This window comes from Xylophilus sp. Leaf220 (assembly GCF_001421705.1).
Lineage (GTDB): Bacteria > Pseudomonadota > Gammaproteobacteria > Burkholderiales > Burkholderiaceae_C > Xylophilus.
In genome coordinates this window covers 228,261-246,251 of the sequence record NZ_LMKO01000022.1, presented here as the reverse complement: position 1 = coordinate 246,251, position 17,991 = coordinate 228,261, and the positions used below count along the sequence as shown (strand labels likewise).

The window sequence follows — 17,991 nt, the reverse complement described above, 5'->3', positions numbered from 1 at the left end:
GAGCGAAAGGCGTGCGGAAAAAGGGCTCAGCCGAAGATGGCGGTCTGCGGCTCGGCGCCCACGGCGGCATGGCCGCGGTACATGCCTTCGGTGTTGAAGGGCAGGGCGACGTTGCCGTGGCGGTCGACCGCGATCAGACCGCCCCGGCCGCCGAGCGGCGGCAGGGCGCGGTGCACCACCGCGTCGGCGGCGTCGGCCAGCGAGGCGCCGCCGTAGGCCATGCGGGCGCAGACGTCGTAGGCGGCGGCCACGCGGATGAACATCTCGCCGCTGCCGGTGCAGGACACGGCGGCGCTGCGGTCGTCGGCATAGGTGCCGGCGCCGATCAGGGGCGAATCGCCGATGCGGCCGACGCGCTTGGCGGTCATGCCGCCGGTGGAGGTGGCGGCGGCCAGGTGGCCGTGCAGGTCGAGCGCCACCGCGCCGACGGTGCCGAACTTGCGGTCCTCGTCGAGTGGCGCCACAGGGGCTTCCGGCGCAGCGGCAGCCAGCGCTGCGGCGCCGTCGTGGTCGAGCACCGCGCCGGTGTCGGAGGCGAGCGCACGGTGCAGCTGGGCGCGGCGGGCGTCGGTCGAGAAATACGAAGGATCGACCATCTCCAGCCCCGCACCGGCCGCGAAGGCCTCGGCACCGGCGCCGGCCAGCAGCACATGCTCGCCGTGCTGCAGCACCGCGCGGGCGGCGCGCACCGGGCGGCGCACCCGGGTTACGCCGGCGACGGCACCGGCCGCGAGGGTGGCGCCGTCCATCACCGCGGCATCGAGCTCGTGCGTCTCGGCGCGGGTGAACACGGCGCCGTGGCCGGCGTTGAAGTAGGGGCAGTCCTCCAGCAGCTCGACCGCGTGCGTCACCGCGTCGAGCGCGCTAGCGCCACCAGCCAGCAGCGATTGGGCCGAGACGAGGATGCGGCGCAGCGCGGCGTGGTAGTCGGCCTGCTGCGCGTCGTCCATCGCGGCGCGGGTGAGGGTGCCGGCTCCGCCGTGGATCGCGATCACGGCGCGGAAAGGGGAGGCTGCGGTCATCGGGTCTTGCGGGAGGTCGAGGGGGCCGCGGCCGGGGGGCGCGGGCGGTCGGATGCGGCGTCGCCGCCGCGCAGGGCTTCGGCGCCGGCCACGTGGAGCCAGGGCAGCACCGCCTCGGTCATCTCGGCGGCGGATTGCAGGGGATGCGGCGCGCTGTGCGCCACCGCGCTCGACAGCGCTTCGATCAGCGCCAGCACGCTCGAATCCGAATTGGCGGCGTACTGGTTCTCGGTGCAGGCGAACAGGCAGACCTGCGCGAGCGGCGCGAGCGGCGAGCGGGCGTCGTCGGTCAGGGCCAGCACCGGCACGCCGCGGCGGCCGGCCTCGCGGGCCAGCAGCACCGTGTCGGTGCTGTAGCGCGGGTAGGCGATCGCCACCATCAGGTCGTCGGCGGCCATGCGCGGCAGCAGCCGGCCGCCGTAGGAGGCGCCGCCCACGCCGGCGAGCAGCTGCACGTTGTCGCAGTACGGATCGATGCCGCGCTGCAGCAGGCCGCCCAGCCAGCCGCTGGCGCCGAAGCCGGCGATGTAGATGCGCCGCGCGCCCAGCAGGGCCTGCACGGCCTTCTCGCACGCGGCGGCGTCGATCGCGTCGCGGGTCTTCGCGATGTTGCGGTGCGATTCGTCGAGCGCGGCGGCGAAGACCTCGGCCACGGAAGAGGGCTGGGCCAGGCGGGTCCGCAGCTTCTCCACCGGCGCCAGCGTGGCCTCGAAACTGCGAACCAGCTCGGCCCGCAGCTGCGCATAGCCCTCCAGCCCGATCGCGCGGGCGAAGCGGTTGGCGGTGGCGACCGACACGTCGACCTGGGCCGCCAGCGCGTCCACCGGCACGGTCGCGACCTGCAGCGGATGGGCCAGCACATGGTCGGCGATCTTCTGGTGCGACCGGGTCAGCGCCGGCCGGGCGCGGGCGATGCGCTGGGCGATGGTGGGCGAAAGATCCGGCGGGGTGGGCGGCTGCACGGCGATGGGAAATGAAAGATGACGCGGTCGTGAAAAGCGGATTGAGAAAATTCTCTCACGGCTTTTGAAAAATAGATATTTTTATATCATTTGGTGCGCACGGCACCGAAGAGGTGCGCAGCCAAATCGCCGACAATCGCCCGATGAACTGGCTCGACGACGTGAAATGGGATGCGCAGGGCCTGGTGCCCGTGATCGCGCAGGAGCAGGGCAGCAACGATGTCCTGATGTTCGCCTGGATGAACCGCGAGGCGCTGCAGAAGACGGCCGAACTCGGCCGCGGCGTCTACTGGAGCCGGTCGCGCAACCGCCTCTGGTTCAAGGGCGAGGAATCGGGCCATGTGCAGACGGTCCACGAGATCCGGATCGACTGCGACAACGACGTGGTGCTGCTGAAAATCACCCAGGAAGGCCACGCGCCCGGCATCGCCTGCCACACCGGCCGCCACAGCTGCTTCTTCAGCGTGCTCAAGGATGGTGCGTGGACGCCGGTCGATCCGGTCTTGAAAGACCCCGAATCCATCTACAAGTGAGCGCCATGGCCGCACCCACCCCTTCCGCCGTTTCCCAGGACGCGCTGGCGCGCCTGGCCGCCGTGATCGAAAGCCGCAAGACGGCCAACGGCGGCGACCCCGACAAGAGCTATGTCGCCCGGCTGCTGCACAAGGGCCCCGACGCCTTCCTGAAGAAGATCGGCGAGGAAGCCACCGAGGTGGTCATGGCCGCCAAGGACGCCGACCACGGCGGCGATGCGACGAAGATCGTCTACGAGGTGGCCGACCTGTGGTTCCACTCGATGATCGCGCTGTCGCACTACGGCCTCTCGCCGGCCCAGGTGATCGCCGAGCTGGAGCGCCGCGAAGGCACCAGCGGCATCGAGGAAAAGGCCCTGCGCAAGGCGCAGGACCGCGACGCGTCGGAGTCGGCGCCCCGCTGATCCGGACCACCGCACAAAAAACACAGGAGCGCACCCATGGAACCCGACCGCTATTCCGCCGAATCCCTGCCGGCCCGCCAGGCCGCCGCCGACGGCTCGCTCGTCACCGTCGGCTGGATCAGCTACCTGCTGCATTTGGTGGTGGCGGTGGCCGCCGTCTTGCCCGGTGCCCAGGTGTCGATCGCGATCCTGGTCGTGGCGCTGCTGATCGACCTGGTGAAGCGCGGCGATGCCGAAGGCACCTGGCAGGCCTCGCATTTCCGCTGGCGCATCCGCTCGGTCATCTGGGCGGCGGTGCTGTACCTGGTGACCTCGCCCCTCTGGCTGTTCTTCCTGATCCCCGGCTGGATCGCCTGGATCATCATCTCGATCTGGTTCCTCTACCGCATCGTGCTGGGCATGGTGCGGATGAATCGCCACCAAGCCATGGAGACTTCCAGTGTCGTCTGATCCCGATTGCATCTTCTGCAAGCTCATCGCCGGCCAGATCCCGTCGCGCAAGGTCTACGAGGACGAGGACGTCTACGCCTTCCACGACATCCATCCGCACGCGCCGGTGCATTTCATGATCGTGCCGCGCAAGCACATCCCGTCGCTGGCGCAGGCGACGCCGGATGACCAGGCGCTGCTCGGCAAGATCCTGCTGCTGGCGCCGAAGCTGGCGCTGGAGCAGGGCTGCAAGCCCTATCCCGAGGGCGGCTTCCGGGTGGTGGTCAACACCGGCGACGAGGGCGGGCAGGAAGTGCACCACCTGCACGTGCATGTCCTGGGCGGGCCGCGCCCCTGGGCCAAGGGGTAGCATGGGCCCACCCCCAGGCTTCGCGCACTGCGTGTCGATGCGCCAACCCCCTTCGGGGGGGGGGCGACACCAGCGGTCCGGCGAAGCCGGTCCCGCGGTGTTTCCGGTCGTGTCGTCGCCTGTTCCGTCCGTGGGGCCTTCGGCGCCCGCCTAGAATCAGCTTCCCTACGTTAGGAGTCATCCATGGGTTCGTTTTCCATCTGGCACTGGTTGATCGTGCTGCTCATCGTCGTCATGGTGTTCGGCACCAAGAAGCTCAAGAACATGGGCTCCGACCTGGGCGGCGCCGTGAAGGGCTTCAAGGACGGCGTGAAGGACGGCACCGCATCGGCCGACGCCCCGGCACCCGGCACCCCGGTGCCACCGGCCTCGTCGCACGTCGCGCACAGCACCGCGCCCGACAAGGCGCCGATCGACGTCGAGTCGAAGACCCGGTCCTGAGCGCCCTGACGGCGCCGTGATTCCGTGATCGACATCGGTCTTTCCAAGATGGCGCTGATCGGCGCCGTCGCGCTGATTGTCATCGGCCCCGAGAAGCTGCCCCGCGTGGCCCGCACCGTGGGCATGCTGCTCGGCAAGGCGCAGCGCTACGTGTCCGACGTCAAGGCCGAGGTCAATCGGTCGATGGAGCTCGACGAGCTTCGCAAGATGAAGGACACGGTCGAGAGCGCCGCACGCGACGTGCACGACTCGGCCCGCACCCACGCCAGCGACTTCGAGAAGAGCTGGTCGGACACGCCCGCGGCCACCGACGACTACGGCAGCGGCAACAGCATCGCCCAGTCCGACGTGACGCCGGTCTATCCGCAGTACCGGCATCCGAAGAAGAACTGGCGCCTGAAGCAGGGCGCCACCCCGCAGTGGTACAAGGCCCGCAACGGCGTCCGCAGCAAAGCCTTGTCGGGAGCCGCCCGGGTGGCGCGCTACCGGCCCAAAGTCCACTGACCTTTTCCTTCCTCGCGGCGCGGGCCCGGTGCCCGACGCCGCACGACTGCCCCATGTCCGATTCATCACGCGACGACGAACTCGCCGGCACCGAACAGCCTTTCGTGGCGCATCTCATGGAGTTGCGCGACCGGCTGGTCAAGGCGCTGATCGCGGTCGGCATCGCCGCGGCGGTGCTGTTCTTCTATCCCGGCCCGGGCCCGCTCTACGACCTGCTGGCCGCGCCGCTGGTGCAGCACCTGCCCAAGGGCGCGACGCTGATCGCCACCTCGGTGATCTCGCCGTTCATGGTGCCGATCAAGATCCTGTTCATGGCGGCGTTCCTGGCGGCGCTGCCGGTGGTGCTCTACCAGGTGTGGGCGTTCGTGGCGCCGGGCCTGTACTCGCACGAGAAGAAACTGGTGCTGCCGCTGGTGATGTCGTCGACCTTCCTGTTCTTCGTGGGCGTGGCGTTCTGCTACTTCTTCGTCTTCGGACAGGTGTTCGCCTTCATCCAGAGTTTTGCACCCAAGAGCATCACGCCGGCGCCCGACATCGAGGAATACCTCAGCTTCGTGCTGACCATGTTCCTGGCCTTCGGCATCGCGTTCGAGGTGCCGATCGTGGTGGTGGTGCTGGCGCGGCTCGGCATCGTCAGCGTCGAGAAGCTGAAGTCCTTCCGCGGTTATTTCGTGGTCGGTGCGTTCATCGTCGCCGCGGTGGTGACGCCGCCCGACGTGGTATCGCAGCTGTCGCTGGCGATCCCGATGTGCATCCTGTACGAGGCCGGCATCTGGGCCGCGCACGTCTTCATCAAGCACACCAAGGCGCCGGAAGACGAGGCCGAGACGACCGCCAGTTCCTGAGCCGAGGTTTTCGGATGCTCCGGAGCATTTCGGGCATCGAAAAGGCCTGAAGCCGGCGCGGGAAGACGGCTTCTAGCTATAGAAAGTATAGCGTTCCTGCGTGGGGACGCCTGTCGTGCCCCGAGGCGCCTGGCCGGGTCGATCTGGCGGTGGATGGAGCGGGGGGTAGACAGGCCTCTGACTGCCCACCCCAGTCCGCGCACCCACCCATCGGGTCAACTGCCCAGGTACGCTTCCTGCACCTTCGGATTGCCGAGCAGCGCCGCGCCGGTGTCGGCCAGCACGATCTTGCCGGTCTCGATCACGTAGCCCCGGTCGGCGATCTTCAGCGCCTGGCGCACGTTCTGCTCGACCAGGAAGATGGTCAGGCCGGCCTGGTTGATGGTGCGCAGGGTGCGGAAGATGTCCTGCACGATGATCGGCGCCAGGCCCATCGAGGGCTCGTCCAGCAGCAGCACCCGGGGCCGGGCCATCAGTGCGCGGCCGATCGCCAGCATCTGCTGCTCGCCGCCCGACAAATTGCCGGCCAGGCCGCCTTCGCGCTCGGCCAGCCGCGGGAACAGGCCGTAGACGTAGTCGAGGTCCTGCGCGCGCTGGGCGCGGTCGCGCCGGGTGTAGGCGCCCAGCTCCAGGTTTTCGCGCACCGTCAGCGTGGTCAGCGTGGCGCGGCCTTCGGCCACCTGCACCACGCCGCCCTGCACGATGCGGTGCGGTGCCAGCGATGTCAGGTCGCGGCCGTCGAAGCTGACCCGGCCCGCGGCCTTTTTTACCAGCCCCGACAGCGCCAGCAGCGTGGTCGACTTGCCCGCGCCGTTGGCGCCGACCAAGGTGGTGATCTGGCCCTCGTGCAGCTCGAAGTCGATGCCCTTGACCGCCTCGATGTGGCCGAAGTTGACCTTCAGGCCTTCGACCGTCAGCAATGGAGAACCGCTCATGCCGGCGCTCCCGGTTGCGGCACCGAGGTGGGCGCCGTGCCGGCCGCCACCGCCGACGGCATGCCGTCGGTGACGATGCCGTGCGGGCCGCCGCCGGCCTCGGGCTCGTCGTCCTCGCGGCCCAGGTAGGCCTCGATCACCTGCGGGTCGTTGCGGATCGCGTCGGGTCCGCCCTGGGCGATGATGCGGCCGAAGTTCAGCACGGCGATCTCCTGGCACAGGCCCATGACGAATCGCATGTCGTGCTCGATCATGAAAATGGTGTAGCCGCGGGCGCTGATGTTCTCGATCTCGCGCATCAGCTCGGTCTTCTCGCTGCTGTTCATGCCGGCGACCGGCTCGTCGAGCAGCAGCAGCTTCGGCTCGGTGGCCAGCGCGCGGGCCAGCTCCAGCTTGCGCTGTTCGCCGTAGGAGAGGTTGTCGGCGGTGTCCTCGGCCTTGTGGTCGAGCTTCATCCACGACAGCAGTTCGCGGGCCCGCTCCCGGGCGCGCTTTTCCTCGGCACGGAACAGGCCCGAGCTGGCGAGCAGCCCGCCCGCGCCGTAGCGCAGGTGGGCGTGCATGCCCACCATCACGTTCTGCAGCAGGCTCATTTCTTTGAACAGCCGGATGTTCTGGAAGGTGCGGCCCAGGCCCAGGCGGGTGATCTGGTGCGGCTTGCGGCCGACCAGGTCCTCGCCGTCGAAGCGGATGCTGCCGCTGGTGGGCGGCAGCAGGCCGGTGATCAGGTTGAAGACGGTGGTCTTGCCGGCGCCGTTGGGGCCGATCAGGCCGAAGATGCCGCCCTGCGGGATCGTGAGGTTCAAGTCCTGCAACACCTTCAGGCCGCCGAAGTGGCGGGAGACCGCGTCGAGTTGCAGTACGGCGCTCATTGAAAAACCTCCATGCTGCGCATTGCGGTGCGAGCTTGCTCGGGGCGGCCCATCGCGGCGCTCATACGGCGGCCCCTCCCTTGCGTCCGAACCAGCCGCGGAAACGTGCCGGGTCCCAGATGCCCTTCGGCAGGAACAGCACGATCAGCACCAGGATCACGCCGTTGACCACGAGCCGGAAGTCCTTGAAACCGCGCAGCATCTCCGGCAGCACCGCCAGGATCACGCCGCCCAGCACCGGGCCGAACAGGCTGTTGATGCCGCCCAGCACCGCCATCGTCAGGATGTCGACGCCGCGGTCGAAGCCGTACTCGTTGGGTCCGATGAAGAAGGTCAGGTGCGCGTTGAGCGTGCCCGCCAGGCCGGCGATGGCCGCGCCCAGCACGAAGGCCAGCATCTTGTGGGCGCCCACGTCGATGCCCATCAGGCCGGCAGCCGTCTCGTCTTCCTTGATCGCCTCGAATGCGCGGCCGACGCGCGAATGCCGCAGGCGCCAGAGCAGCGCCACCACCGCCAGCAGCGCCACCGCCACATGCCACCACTGGGTCGACTGCGGAATGCCGTTCAAGCCCAGCGCGCCGCCGGTATAACCCTCGGCGTTCAGGATCACGATGCGCACCACTTCGCCGAAGGCGAGCGTGGCCATCGCCAGGTACACGCCCGACAGCCGCAGGGTGGGCTTGCCCATGACGAAGGCCATCAGCGCGGGCGCGGCCATGCCGGCCGCCAGCGCTGCCGGGTAGGGCAGGCCCAGGTTCATCGTGACCAGCGCCGACACGTAGGCGCCGATGCCCATGAAGGCGGCGTTGGCCATCGTCAGCATGCCGCACGACAGGGTGAGGTAGATCGACAGGGCCAGCAGCGAGTTGGTGCCCAGCGTGAGCACCAGGTTGCTGTAGACCGACCAGAAGTTCTCGAACCAGTCCATGGCTAGACCTTCCGCTCTTGCAGGGTGCCGAAAAGGCCCTTGGGCCGCACCAGCAGCACCAGGAACAGCAGGCCGAAGGCCACCGCGTCGCGCATGTTGGAGCCGATGTAGGCCACCGACAGCACCTCGGCGAAGCCCAGGAACAGGCCGCCCAGCATCGCGCCGCGGATGTCGCCCATGCCGCCCAGGATGATCACCGCGATGCCCTTGTGCAGGATCGGCTGGCCCATCAGCGGGAACACCGCGTTGGAGTACAGGCCGATCAGCACGCCGGCCACGCCGCCCAGGCCGGCGGCCGCGAACGAGGTCATGAAGAACAGGCCTTCGACGTTGATGCCCAGCAGGTAGGCCGCCTTGGGCGATTCGGCGATCGCGCGCAGGGCCCGGCCGAGCTGCGTCTTCTTCAGCGCCACCAGCAGCACCGCCATCAGCGCGAACGACAGCAGGATGATGCCCAGCTCGACCGAGGTGAGGTGCAGGCCGGCGAAGTTGATCGCGTCGTCGGATACGGCGCCTGGCGGGAAGCGCAGGTTCTGCGCGCCGAAGATGCCCTGGATGCCGTTGTTGAGGATGATGGCCACGCCGATGGTCGCGATCATCGGGATCAGGTGGGGCGCGTTGCGGGCGCGCAGCGGCCGCAGCACCAGCAGGTCGATCAGCAGCCCCAGCACGCCGCAGAACAGGAATGCGAAGAGCAGCCCCGCCCACAGCGGCAGACTGAGCCGCGCCATGACCTCGACCGCCGCATAGGCGCCGACCATGAAGACGGCGCCGTGCGAGAGGTTGATGACGCCGAGCACGCCGAAGATGAGGGTGAAGCCGAGCGCGAAGAGTGCGTAGACGCACCCGAGCGACAGGGCATTGAAGAGTTGCTGTTCCAGCACGGTCGTGTCCAGACAGTGCGCATGTCGCGCGTTGCAAAAAACAAAAAGACGGCGCGGGGTGCCGCGCCGTCCGAGAGGAGGGCCCGCAGGCCCGGCCTGCTTACTTCTCGATCACGAACTGGTTGCCCTTCGTCACGCTGACGATCGGGGTCTGTTGCGCGTCGTAGCCGGCGGGCTTGCCGGCCTTGTCGCTGGCGCGGCGGAACTCGAACGCGCCGGTGGCACCGGTCCACTTGACCTTGGGCAGCGCGTCGCGCACCGCGGTGCGGTCGGCCGGAAGCTGGCCGGTGATCTTGACCGACTTGATCGCCTGCGCGGCGATGTAGAGCGCGTCGTAGGCTTGGGCTGCGAACTGGTCGGGCGCGGCGCTGTACTTGGCGGTGTAGGCCTTGATGAACTTGGCGTTCTCCGGCGTGTCGTTGCTGGCCGACCACGGGCTGCCGACGTACAGGCCGTCGGACTTGTCCTTGGCCAGTTCGAAGATCTTGGTCGAGTTCATGCCGTTGCCGCCGATGACCGGCACGTTCAGGCCGATCTGGCGGGCCTGCACCATGATCGGCGCGCCTTCGGCGAGCAGGGCCGACAGCACGATCGCATCCGGGTTGCTGGCCTTGATCTTGGTCAGCTGGGCCTTGAAGTCGACGTCGCCCTTGGCGAAGGTCTCGGTGGTGGTCACCGGGATCTTCAGGTCGTCGAGCGCCTTCTTGAAGTTGTCGTAGCCGCTCTTGGTGAACACGTCGTCGTTGCCGTAGAACACCGCGACCTTCTTCACGCCGGCCTTGGCGACCGCGGTCTTGATGGTGGCGGGCAGCACGTCGGCCTCGGTCACCGAGTTGCGGAACACGTAGTCGCCGATCGAGGTGATGCCGTCGGCGGTGTTCGAGGTGCCGAAGGCCACCGTCTTGGCGGCCTGGGCCACCGGGTCGGCCGCCTGGGCCGAGTTGGACAGCGTCGGGCCGAAGACCATCAGCACCTTGTCCTGGAAGATCAGCTTCTTGAAGACGTTGATCGCTTCTTCCTTCTTGCCCTGCTCGTCCTCCACCACCAGCACGATCTTGTCGCCGTTGATGCCGCCGGCGGCGTTGAGCTCGTCGGCCGCCAGCTGGAAGCCGTTGCGGATCGCCGAGCCGTACTGGGCGGCACCGCCCGACAGGGCTTCCGCGACGCCGATCTTAAGGTCGGCCGCCTGGGCGGCGGTGGCAAGGCCCGCCACTGCCAGCAGGGCGATCAGCGGACGCTTGGATGGAACGTAGCGCATGGGAAATCCTTGGGAAATCGTTATGTAATGGCGGCGGATTCTACCCGGCGCTCCCGGGGCTTATCAGAGGGAAAGCCCCTGCTGCGCAGGGTCTGCCGGGCCGCCGGCGAACGCTCGGCGGCACGCCTCGCAGACGCCGCCCGGCGCGCCGCTCAGTTGCGGGCCGAGGCGCGGGGCCGGGTGCCGGTCGCCACGTCCAGCGTCAGCCGGCCGTCGCCGCGCAGCAACGTGAACGGCGCGGTGGTGCCGGGCTTGATCGACGCGACGGCGGTCATCAGCTCCGACACGTTGCCGACGGCCTTCGGGCCCACCTGCACGATCACGTCGCCGGGCCGGATGCCCGCCTGCGCGGCCGGGCCGGCCTGCAGCACGCCGGTGATGATCACGCCCTGCGACGCCTTCACCCCGAAGGTCTCGGCCAGTTCGGGCGAGAGCTCGTTGGGCTCCACGCCGATCCAGCCGCGCTGCACCTGCCCGTCGGTCACGATGCCTTCGAGCACCTGCTTGGCGGTGGAGACGGGGATCGCGAAGCCGATGCCCATGCTGCCGCCCGAACGGGAATAGATGGCGGTGTTGATCCCCATCAGGTTGCCGTTGACGTCGGTCAGCGCGCCGCCCGAATTGCCGGGGTTGATCGCCGCGTCGGTCTGGATGAAGTTCTCGAAGGTGTTGATGCCCAGCTGGTTGCGGCCGAGCGCGCTGACGATGCCGCTGGTGACCGTCTGGCCCACCCCGAACGGGTTGCCGATCGCCAGCACCTTGTCGCCCACCAGAAGCTGGTCGGAATTGCCCAGCACGATGACCGGCAGCTTGTCGAGCGTGATCTTCAGCACCGCCAGGTCGGTTTCGGGGTCGGTGCCGATCACCTTGGCCTGGGTGCGGCGGCTGTCGTTGAGCATCACCTCGATCTCGTCGGCGCCTTCGACCACGTGGTTGTTGGTGAGGATGTAGCCATCGGGGCTCACGATCACGCCGCTGCCCAGGCCCGCCTGCGGCTGGCTGTTGCCCTGGTCGCCGAAGAAGAACTGGAACCACGGATCGTTGCTGCGCGGATGGCGCGGCGCGGCCTTGCTGGTGCTGATGCTGACCACCGCCGGCGACGCCTTCTTGGCCGCCGCGGCCAGGCTGCCGGGCTCGGGCGGCGCGGCCACGGTGGCGGGCGCCTCCAGCAGCGACACCATGCCGCCGCGGAAGCTCGGCCGGCCCAGCCAGTCGGGCTTCAGCACCGCGACAACGAAATAGGCCGCCAGCAGGACGGTGACGGTTTGCGAGAACAGCAGCCAGATGCGCTTCATGGAGAACCAAACGGGAATCGAGGGGCGCCAGTCGCGCGGTGCCCGATTCTCGCCGAAGCCGCCCGCAGAGCGCCGGCCCGGCATGAAACAGAATAGGCGCCATGTCTCAGCCATCTCCCGAACCCATCACCGTCGAGCGCGGCCTGCTGCTGCGCCGTTTCGACGAACTGCTGTCGCCCGAGCGCTTCAAGGACTACGGCCCCAACGGCCTGCAGGTGGAGGGCCGTGCGCAGGTCGGCCACGTCGTATCGGGCGTCACCGCCAGCCGCGCGCTGATCGAGGCGGCGATCGACCTGCGGGCCGATGCGCTTTTCGTGCACCACGGCCTGTTCTGGCGCGGCCACGACGGCCGGGTCACCGGCTGGCTGCGGCAGCGGCTGGGCCTGCTGCTGGCGCACGACATCAGCCTGTTCGCCTACCACCTGCCGCTGGACGCGCACCCGGTCTTCGGCAACAACGCGCAGCTGGGCGCGCGGCTGGGCTGGGCGGCCGACGCCTGGTTCGGCGAGCAGTCGCTGGGCTGCCTGGCGCCCGCGGCGTTCGAGGATGCCGAGGCGCTGGCCCGGCATGTGGAGCGCACGGTGGCGCGGCCGGTCACCCTGGTCGACCCGGGCCGCGGCGCCATCCGGCGGGTGGCCTGGTGCACCGGCGGCGCGCAGGGGTACTTCGAGGCGGCCATCGCCGCCGGGGCCGACGCGTTCGTCACCGGCGAGATCTCGGAGCCGCAGGCCCACTATGCGCGGGAGCTGGGCGTGGCCTACATCGCCTGCGGCCACCATGCCAGCGAGCGCTACGGCGCGCCTGCGGCGGCCGGCCACGTGGCCGAAGCCCTGGGCCTGCGGCACACCTTTGTCGATATCCCCAACCCCGGTTGAAAATGTGAGAGAACCTGCTGCGCAGCCCGATTGCGCGTCTGCGGTCCTCACCGTACCGAAGTACGGCTCCGGTCCTCCACGCACACTTGGGCTTGCTCGCTGCGGTTCTTTCACATTTTTCGGTGGCCCGTGCTCAGGGCCTCTTGTTCTCAATATTTCTACCCGATGAGTTCTGCACCGACATCGCTTCGCCCGCTGGCGATCACCGCGGGTGATCCGGCCGGCATCGGCCCCGAGACGATCGCCATGCTGTTCCGCGATGCGCCGGACGCGCTGCGCGGCTGCTTCGTGGTCGCCGACCGCGCGGTGCTGCGCCGGGCGGCGGCGGTGGTGGCGGGGGCCGGGCCGTCGATCCCGGTGGCCGAGATCGCGTCGCCGGCCGAGGCACCCGGCCTGCCGTCGCGCTGCATTCCGGTGCTGCCGGTGGTGGTGGCGCGGGCGGTGGTGCCGTTCGGCACGGTGTCGGCCGAGGCCGGCCGGCAGGCGGCCGAGAGCGTGCGCTGGGCGGCCCGTGCGGCCCTGCGCGGCGAGATCGCGGGGCTGGTCACCGCGCCGTTGCACAAGGAGGCGCTGCACGCCGCCGGCGAATCCTTTCCCGGCCACACCGAACTGCTGCAGGCCGAAGCCGCCGCTTTCCAGGCGCTGCCGGTGGCCCAGGTGCCGGTGCGGATGATGCTGGCCAACGACGAGCTGCGCACCGTGCTGGTCAGCATCCATATGTCCCTGCGCGACGCGCTCGACGCGGTGAACGCAGACAGCGTTTTGCAGACGCTGCGCATCGCCCACCGGTCGCTCGCGCGGATGCTGGGCCGCCCGCCGCGGCTGGGCGTGGCGGGGCTCAATCCGCACGCCGGGGAGGGCGGGCTGTTCGGGCAGGAAGAAATCCTGCACATCGCCCCGGCGATCGCCGCGGCACGGGCCGAGGGCATCGACGCTGCAGGTCCGTTCGCGCCCGACACGATCTTCATGCGAGCCCGCGACACGGCCACCAGGCCGGGCGAGTTCGACGCGGTGGTCGCGATGTACCACGACCAGGGGCTGATCCCGGTCAAGTACCTGGGCGTGGAGCAGGGCGTGAACGTGACGCTGGGCCTGCCGCTGGTGCGCACCAGCCCCGACCACGGCACCGCCTTCGACATCGCCGGCACCGGCCGTGCCGATCCGTCGAGCCTGCTGGCGGCGGTGCGGATGGCCCGGGTACTGGCGGGCTAGCTTTTCAAGCGAAAAGTGGCCGTGGCCGGCGCGGAATGCCGGCCTGTAGCTATCGATTCAATAGCAGGGCGCGGTCAAGGCCGAGCGCGCAGGCTGTCGCGGATCTCGCGCAGCAGCACGATGTCCTCGGCCGGCGCGGCCGGTGCCGCCGGGGCCGCGGCCTCCTTGCGGCGCAGGCGGTTGATCTGCTTGACCATCACGAAGATCACCAGCGCCAGGATCAGGAAGTTGACCGCCACCGTGATGAAGTTGCCGTAGGCGAAGACGGGAACGCCCGCCTTCTTCAAATCGACCAGTGTGCGCGGCACCCCCGCCGGAATCGTGCCCAGCACCGCGAACATGCTGGAGAAGTCGAGCTTGCCGAACACCAGGCCCACCACCGGCATGATGATGTCGCTCACCAGCGAATCGACGATCTTGCCGAAGGCCCCGCCGATGATCACGCCCACCGCGAGATCGACCACGTTGCCCTTGAGGGAGAAATCCTTGAATTCCTGAACGATGCCCATGGCGTGCGCCTCCGCTGGTTTTTACGGGTTGAAAGCGCGCCAGTATCGCTGCACCGTGGGGGCTTCCGGAGGTGCGGAGATGGGAAAAACCCTTGGAAACGCTCCGCTACAATCTTCGGTTGACCCCAAACAAGCGATGATCATCGAGGATTTCCATGAGTGAATCTTTAGTCGAGCGCCCGAGGATCGACCGCAGCAAGCGCACCTGGCTCATCGCCTCGAGCTGCGCCGGTGCGGTCGGGGGCGTGGCTACCGCCATTCCCTTCGTGAGCACCTTCCAGCCGTCCGAGAAGGCCAAGGCCGCGGGTGCCGCGGTGGAAGTCGACATCTCCGGCCTGAAGGAAGGCGAGAAGATGACCGTCGAGTGGCGGGGCAAGCCGGTCTGGATCCTGAAGCGCAGCAAGGCGCAGGTCGATGAGCTGCCGAAGATCGACAGCCAGCTGGCCGATCCGAAATCGCTGCGCAACCCGGACGAATTCACCCCCGCATACGCCCGCAACGAAGGCCGCTCGATCAAGCCCGAAGTGCTGGTGGTGGTCGGCATCTGCACCCACCTCGGCTGTTCGCCGGTGGATCGCCTGCAGGCGGGCCCCCAGCCGTCGCTGCCGGACAACTGGGAAGGCGGCTTCCTCTGCCCCTGCCACGGATCGACCTTCGACCTGGCGGGCCGCGTCTTCAAGAACAAGCCTGCACCGGACAATCTGCCGGTGCCGCCCCACATGTACCTGACCGATACGCGCCTGCTGATCGGCGAAGACAACAAGAAGGCTTGACGGAGACACGGCCATGGCTGAATTCAAACCCATTTCCCCCAATGCACCGGTCGGTGCCAAGCTGATGAACTGGGTGGACAACCGGTTCCCGGCGTCCAAGCTCTACAAAGAGCACATGAGCGAGTACTACGCTCCGAAGAACTTCAACTTCTGGTACATCTTCGGATCGCTGGCGCTGCTGGTGCTGGTGATCCAAATCGTCACCGGCATCTTCCTGGTGATGCACTACAAGCCCGATGCGACGCTGGCGTTCGCTTCGGTCGAGTACATCATGCGCGACGTGCCGTGGGGCTGGCTGATCCGCTACATGCACTCCACCGGCGCCTCGGCGTTCTTCGTGGTGGTGTACCTGCACATGTTCCGCGGGCTGATGTACGGCAGCTACCGCAAGCCGCGCGAGCTGGTCTGGCTCTTCGGCTGCGGCATCTTCCTGTGCCTGATGGCCGAGGCGTTCATGGGCTATCTGCTGCCCTGGGGCCAGATGTCGTACTGGGGCGCGCAGGTGATCGTCAACCTGTTCGCCGCGATCCCCTTCGTCGGTCCCGACCTGGCCCTGCTGATCCGCGGCGACTACGTGGTGTCCGACGCCACGCTCAACCGCTTCTTCAGCTTCCACGTCATCGCCGTGCCGCTGGTGCTGCTCGGCCTGGTGGTGGCGCACATCATCGCGCTGCATGAAGTGGGCTCCAACAACCCCGACGGCGTCGAGATCAAGAAGTACAAGGACGCGAAGGGCATTCCGCTCGACGGCATTCCGTTCCATCCGTACTACACGGTGCACGACATCTTCGGCGTCTGCGTGTTCCTGATGGCCTTCACCGCCATCATCTTCTTCGCACCCGAGGCCGGCGGCTACTTCCTGGAATACAACAACTTCATTCCGGCCGATCCGCTGAAGACGCCGAACCACATCGCGCCGGTCTGGTACTTCACCCCGTTCTATTCGATGCTGCGCGCCATCACCAGCGAGATGATGTACGCGCTGATCGCATGCGTGCTGGGCGCCGCCATCCTGTGTGCCGTGAAGAGTAAGCTGGCCGGTTTCCTGAAGGGCCTGATCGTGCTGGTGGCCCTCGGCGCGATCGCCGCGATGCTGTCGATCGACGCCAAGTTCTGGGGCGTGGTGGTGATGGGCGGCGCGGTCGTCATCCTGTTCTTCCTGCCGTGGCTCGACCACAGCCCGGTCAAGTCGATCCGCTACCGTCCGGGCTGGCACAAGTACCTCTACGGCATCTTCGTCGTCAACTTCGTGGTGCTGGGCTACTTGGGCGTGCAGCCGCCGTCGCCGCTCGGCGAGCGCGTGTCGCAAGTCGGCACCCTGTTCTATTTCGGCTTCTTCCTGCTGATGCCGTGGTGGAGCCGCCTGGGCGAACCCAAGCCGGTGCCCGACCGCGTCACCTTCGCCGCGCACTGAGCCCGAGCCTCGAGAGAACCACGATGAACACCACGGGTTACGCAAAGAAGATCCTGCTGGCGCTGGTGGCGGCCGCAGGCCTGGCCACCGGCGCGCACGCTGCCGAGGGCGGCATCGCCTGGGACAAGGCGCCCAACAAGACCAACGATCTGCAGTCGCTGCAGAACGGCGCCAAGATCTTCGTCAACTACTGCCTGGGCTGCCACTCGGCGGCCTTCATGCGCTACAACCGGCTGCAGGACATCGGCCTGTCGGAGCAGCAGGTCAAGGACAATCTGCTGTTCACCACCGAGAAGGTGGGCGACACGATGAAGGCCGCGATCGATCCGAAGCAGGCCAAGGAATGGTTCGGCGGCAACCCGCCCGACCTGACCCTGGTGGCCCGGTCGCGCGCCGGCCACGGCGGATCGGGTGCGGATTACCTCTACACCTTCCTGCGTACCTTCTACCGCGACGAGACCAAGCCGACCGGCTGGAACAACCTGGCCTATCCCAACGTCGGCATGCCGAACGTGCTGTGGGAGCTGCAGGGCGAGCGCCGCCCGGTGTACGAAGAACGCATGGAGCACGGCCACGCCACCCACGTCTTCACCGGCTGGGAGCAGACCAAGCCCGGTACCCTGACGCCGCTGCAGTACGAGCAGTCGATCGGCGATCTGGTCAACTACCTGCAGTGGATGGCCGAGCCGGCACAGAACACGCGGGTGCGGCTGGGCGTCGCCGTATTGCTGTTCCTGCTGGTGCTGACGGTCTTCACCTGGCGCCTCAACGCGGCGTTCTGGAAGGACGTGAAGTAGTCTTCGCGTCCGCCCTCACATCGCCACGCGCGGGCCCGTCCCGCGCGTTGGCATTTTCTGGAGTGGGAGTGCATCGCACCCCCGCTCCTTCGATTTTTAGGAGCCTTCCACCATGATGGTGCTTTACTCGGGTACGACCTGCCCCTTCTCCCACCGTTGCCGCTTCGTTCTGTTCGAGAAGGGCATGGACTTCGAGATCCGGGACGTCGATCTCTACAACAAGCCCGAAGACATCAACGTGATGAATCCGTACGGCCAGGTGCCGATCCTGGTCGAGCGCGACCTGATCCTGTACGAGTCGAACATCATCAACGAGTACATCGACGAGCGCTTCCCGCATCCGCAGCTGATGCCCGGCGACCCGGTCGACCGCGCCCGCGTGCGGCTGTTCCTGCTCAACTTCGAGAAGGAACTCTTCGTGCACGTCAACGTCCTCGAGTCGCGCGCTGTCAAGGGCAACGAGAAGGCGCTGGAGAAGGCCCGTGCCCACATCCGCGACCGCCTGACGCAGCTGGCCCCGGTGTTCCTGAAGAACAAGTTCATGCTGGGCGACAACTTCTCGATGCTCGACGTGGCCATCGCACCGCTGCTCTGGCGCCTGGACTACTACGGCATCGACCTGAGCAAGAACGCCGCGCCGCTGCTGAAGTACGCCGAGCGCATCTTCTCGCGCCCCGCCTACATCGAAGCGCTGACGCCGTCCGAAAAGGTCATGCGCAAGTAAGTAAG

The 17,991-nt window shown here is 67.9% G+C and carries 21 protein-coding genes and 1 pseudogene; 13 read left to right on the top strand and 9 right to left on the bottom strand.

Going from position 1 to position 17,991, the window contains the following annotated elements:
- Nucleotides 1-26: 26 nt before the first annotated feature.
- Together ASE76_RS13160 and ASE76_RS13155 are read right to left on the bottom strand one after the other, a co-directional pair.
- Nucleotides 27-1,022: an isoaspartyl peptidase/L-asparaginase family protein gene (locus ASE76_RS13160; RefSeq protein WP_055840210.1), complete on the bottom strand. Its 996-nt coding sequence runs from the start codon at nucleotides 1,020-1,022 to the stop codon at nucleotides 27-29.
- On the bottom strand, nucleotides 1,019-1,984 hold the full coding sequence (locus tag ASE76_RS13155; protein ID WP_156362748.1) for a MurR/RpiR family transcriptional regulator: 966 nt from the start codon (nucleotides 1,982-1,984) through the stop codon (nucleotides 1,019-1,021). Before ASE76_RS13155 ends, ASE76_RS13160 begins: the two co-directional genes overlap by 4 nt.
- A 143-nt stretch (nucleotides 1,985-2,127) precedes the next feature.
- Here ASE76_RS13155 and hisI point away from each other — a divergent pair, with 143 nt between their 5' ends.
- The 7 genes from hisI to tatC all read left to right on the top strand — a co-directional run bounded on the left by hisI (nucleotide 2,128) and on the right by tatC (nucleotide 5,510).
- Nucleotides 2,128-2,517, top strand: a complete 390-nt coding sequence (gene hisI / locus ASE76_RS13150) for a phosphoribosyl-AMP cyclohydrolase (RefSeq protein ID WP_055840206.1) — start codon at nucleotides 2,128-2,130, stop codon at nucleotides 2,515-2,517.
- A gap of 5 nt (nucleotides 2,518-2,522) precedes the next feature.
- Nucleotides 2,523-2,921: a phosphoribosyl-ATP diphosphatase gene (locus ASE76_RS13145; protein ID WP_055840204.1), complete on the top strand. Its 399-nt coding sequence runs from the start codon at nucleotides 2,523-2,525 to the stop codon at nucleotides 2,919-2,921.
- A gap of 36 nt (nucleotides 2,922-2,957) precedes the next feature.
- Nucleotides 2,958-3,371, top strand: a complete 414-nt coding sequence (locus ASE76_RS13140) for a hypothetical protein (RefSeq protein WP_055840202.1) — start codon at nucleotides 2,958-2,960, stop codon at nucleotides 3,369-3,371.
- Nucleotides 3,361-3,720 carry a histidine triad nucleotide-binding protein gene (locus tag ASE76_RS13135; protein WP_055840199.1) on the top strand — a complete coding sequence of 120 codons (360 nt, stop codon included), beginning with the start codon at nucleotides 3,361-3,363 and terminating at the stop codon, nucleotides 3,718-3,720. Before ASE76_RS13140 ends, ASE76_RS13135 begins: the two co-directional genes overlap by 11 nt.
- A 183-nt stretch (nucleotides 3,721-3,903) precedes the next feature.
- Nucleotides 3,904-4,161 carry a Sec-independent protein translocase subunit TatA gene (gene tatA / locus ASE76_RS13130; RefSeq protein WP_055840197.1) on the top strand — a complete coding sequence of 86 codons (258 nt, stop codon included), beginning with the start codon at nucleotides 3,904-3,906 and terminating at the stop codon, nucleotides 4,159-4,161.
- A gap of 24 nt (nucleotides 4,162-4,185) precedes the next feature.
- Nucleotides 4,186-4,665 (top strand): Sec-independent protein translocase protein TatB, encoded by a 480-nt coding sequence (tatB, locus tag ASE76_RS13125; protein ID WP_055840195.1) that lies wholly within the window; start codon nucleotides 4,186-4,188, stop codon nucleotides 4,663-4,665.
- 53 nt (nucleotides 4,666-4,718) lie between these two features.
- Nucleotides 4,719-5,510: a twin-arginine translocase subunit TatC gene (tatC, locus tag ASE76_RS13120; RefSeq protein ID WP_055840192.1), complete on the top strand. Its 792-nt coding sequence runs from the start codon at nucleotides 4,719-4,721 to the stop codon at nucleotides 5,508-5,510.
- Between the two features lie 215 nt (nucleotides 5,511-5,725).
- Here the strand turns inward: tatC and ASE76_RS13115 are convergent, their stop codons facing one another.
- The 6 genes and pseudogenes from ASE76_RS13115 to ASE76_RS13090 all read right to left on the bottom strand — a co-directional run bounded on the left by ASE76_RS13115 (nucleotide 5,726) and on the right by ASE76_RS13090 (nucleotide 11,682).
- The gene (locus ASE76_RS13115) at nucleotides 5,726-6,445 is read right to left on the bottom strand and encodes an ABC transporter ATP-binding protein (RefSeq protein ID WP_055840190.1); all 720 of its coding nucleotides are present in this window, start codon (nucleotides 6,443-6,445) and stop codon (nucleotides 5,726-5,728) included.
- Nucleotides 6,446-6,543: 98 nt separating this feature from the next.
- Nucleotides 6,544-7,317: pseudogene (locus ASE76_RS13110) on the bottom strand (ABC transporter ATP-binding protein); the annotation flags it as partial.
- Nucleotides 7,318-7,378: 61 nt separating this feature from the next.
- The gene (locus ASE76_RS13105; protein WP_055840188.1) at nucleotides 7,379-8,245 is read right to left on the bottom strand and encodes a branched-chain amino acid ABC transporter permease; all 867 of its coding nucleotides are present in this window, start codon (nucleotides 8,243-8,245) and stop codon (nucleotides 7,379-7,381) included.
- A 2-nt stretch (nucleotides 8,246-8,247) separates the two neighbouring features.
- Nucleotides 8,248-9,129 carry a branched-chain amino acid ABC transporter permease gene (locus ASE76_RS13100; protein WP_055840186.1) on the bottom strand — a complete coding sequence of 294 codons (882 nt, stop codon included), beginning with the start codon at nucleotides 9,127-9,129 and terminating at the stop codon, nucleotides 8,248-8,250.
- 100 nt (nucleotides 9,130-9,229) lie between these two features.
- On the bottom strand, nucleotides 9,230-10,387 hold the full coding sequence (locus ASE76_RS13095; protein ID WP_055840184.1) for an ABC transporter substrate-binding protein: 1,158 nt from the start codon (nucleotides 10,385-10,387) through the stop codon (nucleotides 9,230-9,232).
- 152 nt (nucleotides 10,388-10,539) lie between these two features.
- The gene (locus tag ASE76_RS13090) at nucleotides 10,540-11,682 is read right to left on the bottom strand and encodes a trypsin-like peptidase domain-containing protein (protein WP_055840182.1); all 1,143 of its coding nucleotides are present in this window, start codon (nucleotides 11,680-11,682) and stop codon (nucleotides 10,540-10,542) included.
- 101 nt (nucleotides 11,683-11,783) lie between these two features.
- Here ASE76_RS13090 and ASE76_RS13085 point away from each other — a divergent pair, with 101 nt between their 5' ends.
- Together ASE76_RS13085 and pdxA are read left to right on the top strand one after the other, a co-directional pair.
- The gene (locus tag ASE76_RS13085; protein WP_055840181.1) at nucleotides 11,784-12,557 is read left to right on the top strand and encodes a Nif3-like dinuclear metal center hexameric protein; all 774 of its coding nucleotides are present in this window, start codon (nucleotides 11,784-11,786) and stop codon (nucleotides 12,555-12,557) included.
- Between the two features lie 165 nt (nucleotides 12,558-12,722).
- Nucleotides 12,723-13,769 (top strand): 4-hydroxythreonine-4-phosphate dehydrogenase PdxA, encoded by a 1,047-nt coding sequence (gene pdxA / locus ASE76_RS13080; RefSeq protein ID WP_055840179.1) that lies wholly within the window; start codon nucleotides 12,723-12,725, stop codon nucleotides 13,767-13,769.
- Nucleotides 13,770-13,843: 74 nt separating this feature from the next.
- Here the strand turns inward: pdxA and mscL are convergent, their stop codons facing one another.
- Nucleotides 13,844-14,278 (bottom strand): large conductance mechanosensitive channel protein MscL, encoded by a 435-nt coding sequence (gene mscL / locus ASE76_RS13075; protein WP_055840176.1) that lies wholly within the window; start codon nucleotides 14,276-14,278, stop codon nucleotides 13,844-13,846.
- Between the two features lie 155 nt (nucleotides 14,279-14,433).
- On the opposite strand from mscL, the gene petA reads away from it, so the two are divergent.
- The 4 genes from petA to ASE76_RS13055 all read left to right on the top strand — a co-directional run bounded on the left by petA (nucleotide 14,434) and on the right by ASE76_RS13055 (nucleotide 17,986).
- The gene (gene petA / locus ASE76_RS13070) at nucleotides 14,434-15,051 is read left to right on the top strand and encodes a ubiquinol-cytochrome c reductase iron-sulfur subunit (protein ID WP_055840174.1); all 618 of its coding nucleotides are present in this window, start codon (nucleotides 14,434-14,436) and stop codon (nucleotides 15,049-15,051) included.
- Nucleotides 15,052-15,064: 13 nt separating this feature from the next.
- Complete coding sequence (locus tag ASE76_RS13065) at nucleotides 15,065-16,465, top strand: cytochrome bc complex cytochrome b subunit (protein WP_055840172.1); 1,401 nt, start codon at nucleotides 15,065-15,067, stop codon at nucleotides 16,463-16,465.
- 23 nt (nucleotides 16,466-16,488) lie between these two features.
- Nucleotides 16,489-17,262 (top strand): cytochrome c1, encoded by a 774-nt coding sequence (locus ASE76_RS13060; protein WP_055840171.1) that lies wholly within the window; start codon nucleotides 16,489-16,491, stop codon nucleotides 17,260-17,262.
- A 112-nt stretch (nucleotides 17,263-17,374) separates the two neighbouring features.
- On the top strand, nucleotides 17,375-17,986 hold the full coding sequence (locus ASE76_RS13055; protein WP_055840169.1) for a glutathione S-transferase N-terminal domain-containing protein: 612 nt from the start codon (nucleotides 17,375-17,377) through the stop codon (nucleotides 17,984-17,986).
- The last annotated feature ends 5 nt before the right edge of the window (nucleotides 17,987-17,991 follow it).

What these genes read in the sequence shown, in the direction of transcription:
- hisI (WP_055840206.1), top strand. Translation starts at nt 2,128, where the DNA reads ATGAACTGGCTCGACGACGTGAAATGGGATGCGCAGGGCCTGGTGCCC.
- ASE76_RS13145 (WP_055840204.1), top strand. Translation starts at nt 2,523, where the DNA reads ATGGCCGCACCCACCCCTTCCGCCGTTTCCCAGGACGCGCTGGCGCGC.
- ASE76_RS13060 (WP_055840171.1), top strand. Translation starts at nt 16,489, where the DNA reads ATGAACACCACGGGTTACGCAAAGAAGATCCTGCTGGCGCTGGTGGCG.
- ASE76_RS13115 (WP_055840190.1), bottom strand. Translation starts at nt 6,445, where the DNA reads ATGAGCGGTTCTCCATTGCTGACGGTCGAAGGCCTGAAGGTCAACTTC.
- ASE76_RS13085 (WP_055840181.1), top strand. Translation starts at nt 11,784, where the DNA reads ATGTCTCAGCCATCTCCCGAACCCATCACCGTCGAGCGCGGCCTGCTG.
- ASE76_RS13055 (WP_055840169.1), top strand. Translation starts at nt 17,375, where the DNA reads ATGATGGTGCTTTACTCGGGTACGACCTGCCCCTTCTCCCACCGTTGC.
- pdxA (WP_055840179.1), top strand. Translation starts at nt 12,723, where the DNA reads ATGAGTTCTGCACCGACATCGCTTCGCCCGCTGGCGATCACCGCGGGT.
- tatC (WP_055840192.1), top strand. Translation starts at nt 4,719, where the DNA reads ATGTCCGATTCATCACGCGACGACGAACTCGCCGGCACCGAACAGCCT.
- mscL (WP_055840176.1), bottom strand. Translation starts at nt 14,278, where the DNA reads ATGGGCATCGTTCAGGAATTCAAGGATTTCTCCCTCAAGGGCAACGTG.
- ASE76_RS13160 (WP_055840210.1), bottom strand. Translation starts at nt 1,022, where the DNA reads ATGACCGCAGCCTCCCCTTTCCGCGCCGTGATCGCGATCCACGGCGGA.
- tatA (WP_055840197.1), top strand. Translation starts at nt 3,904, where the DNA reads ATGGGTTCGTTTTCCATCTGGCACTGGTTGATCGTGCTGCTCATCGTC.
- ASE76_RS13105 (WP_055840188.1), bottom strand. Translation starts at nt 8,245, where the DNA reads ATGGACTGGTTCGAGAACTTCTGGTCGGTCTACAGCAACCTGGTGCTC.
- ASE76_RS13095 (WP_055840184.1), bottom strand. Translation starts at nt 10,387, where the DNA reads ATGCGCTACGTTCCATCCAAGCGTCCGCTGATCGCCCTGCTGGCAGTG.
- ASE76_RS13090 (WP_055840182.1), bottom strand. Translation starts at nt 11,682, where the DNA reads ATGAAGCGCATCTGGCTGCTGTTCTCGCAAACCGTCACCGTCCTGCTG.
- ASE76_RS13140 (WP_055840202.1), top strand. Translation starts at nt 2,958, where the DNA reads ATGGAACCCGACCGCTATTCCGCCGAATCCCTGCCGGCCCGCCAGGCC.
- petA (WP_055840174.1), top strand. Translation starts at nt 14,434, where the DNA reads ATGAGTGAATCTTTAGTCGAGCGCCCGAGGATCGACCGCAGCAAGCGC.
- ASE76_RS13065 (WP_055840172.1), top strand. Translation starts at nt 15,065, where the DNA reads ATGGCTGAATTCAAACCCATTTCCCCCAATGCACCGGTCGGTGCCAAG.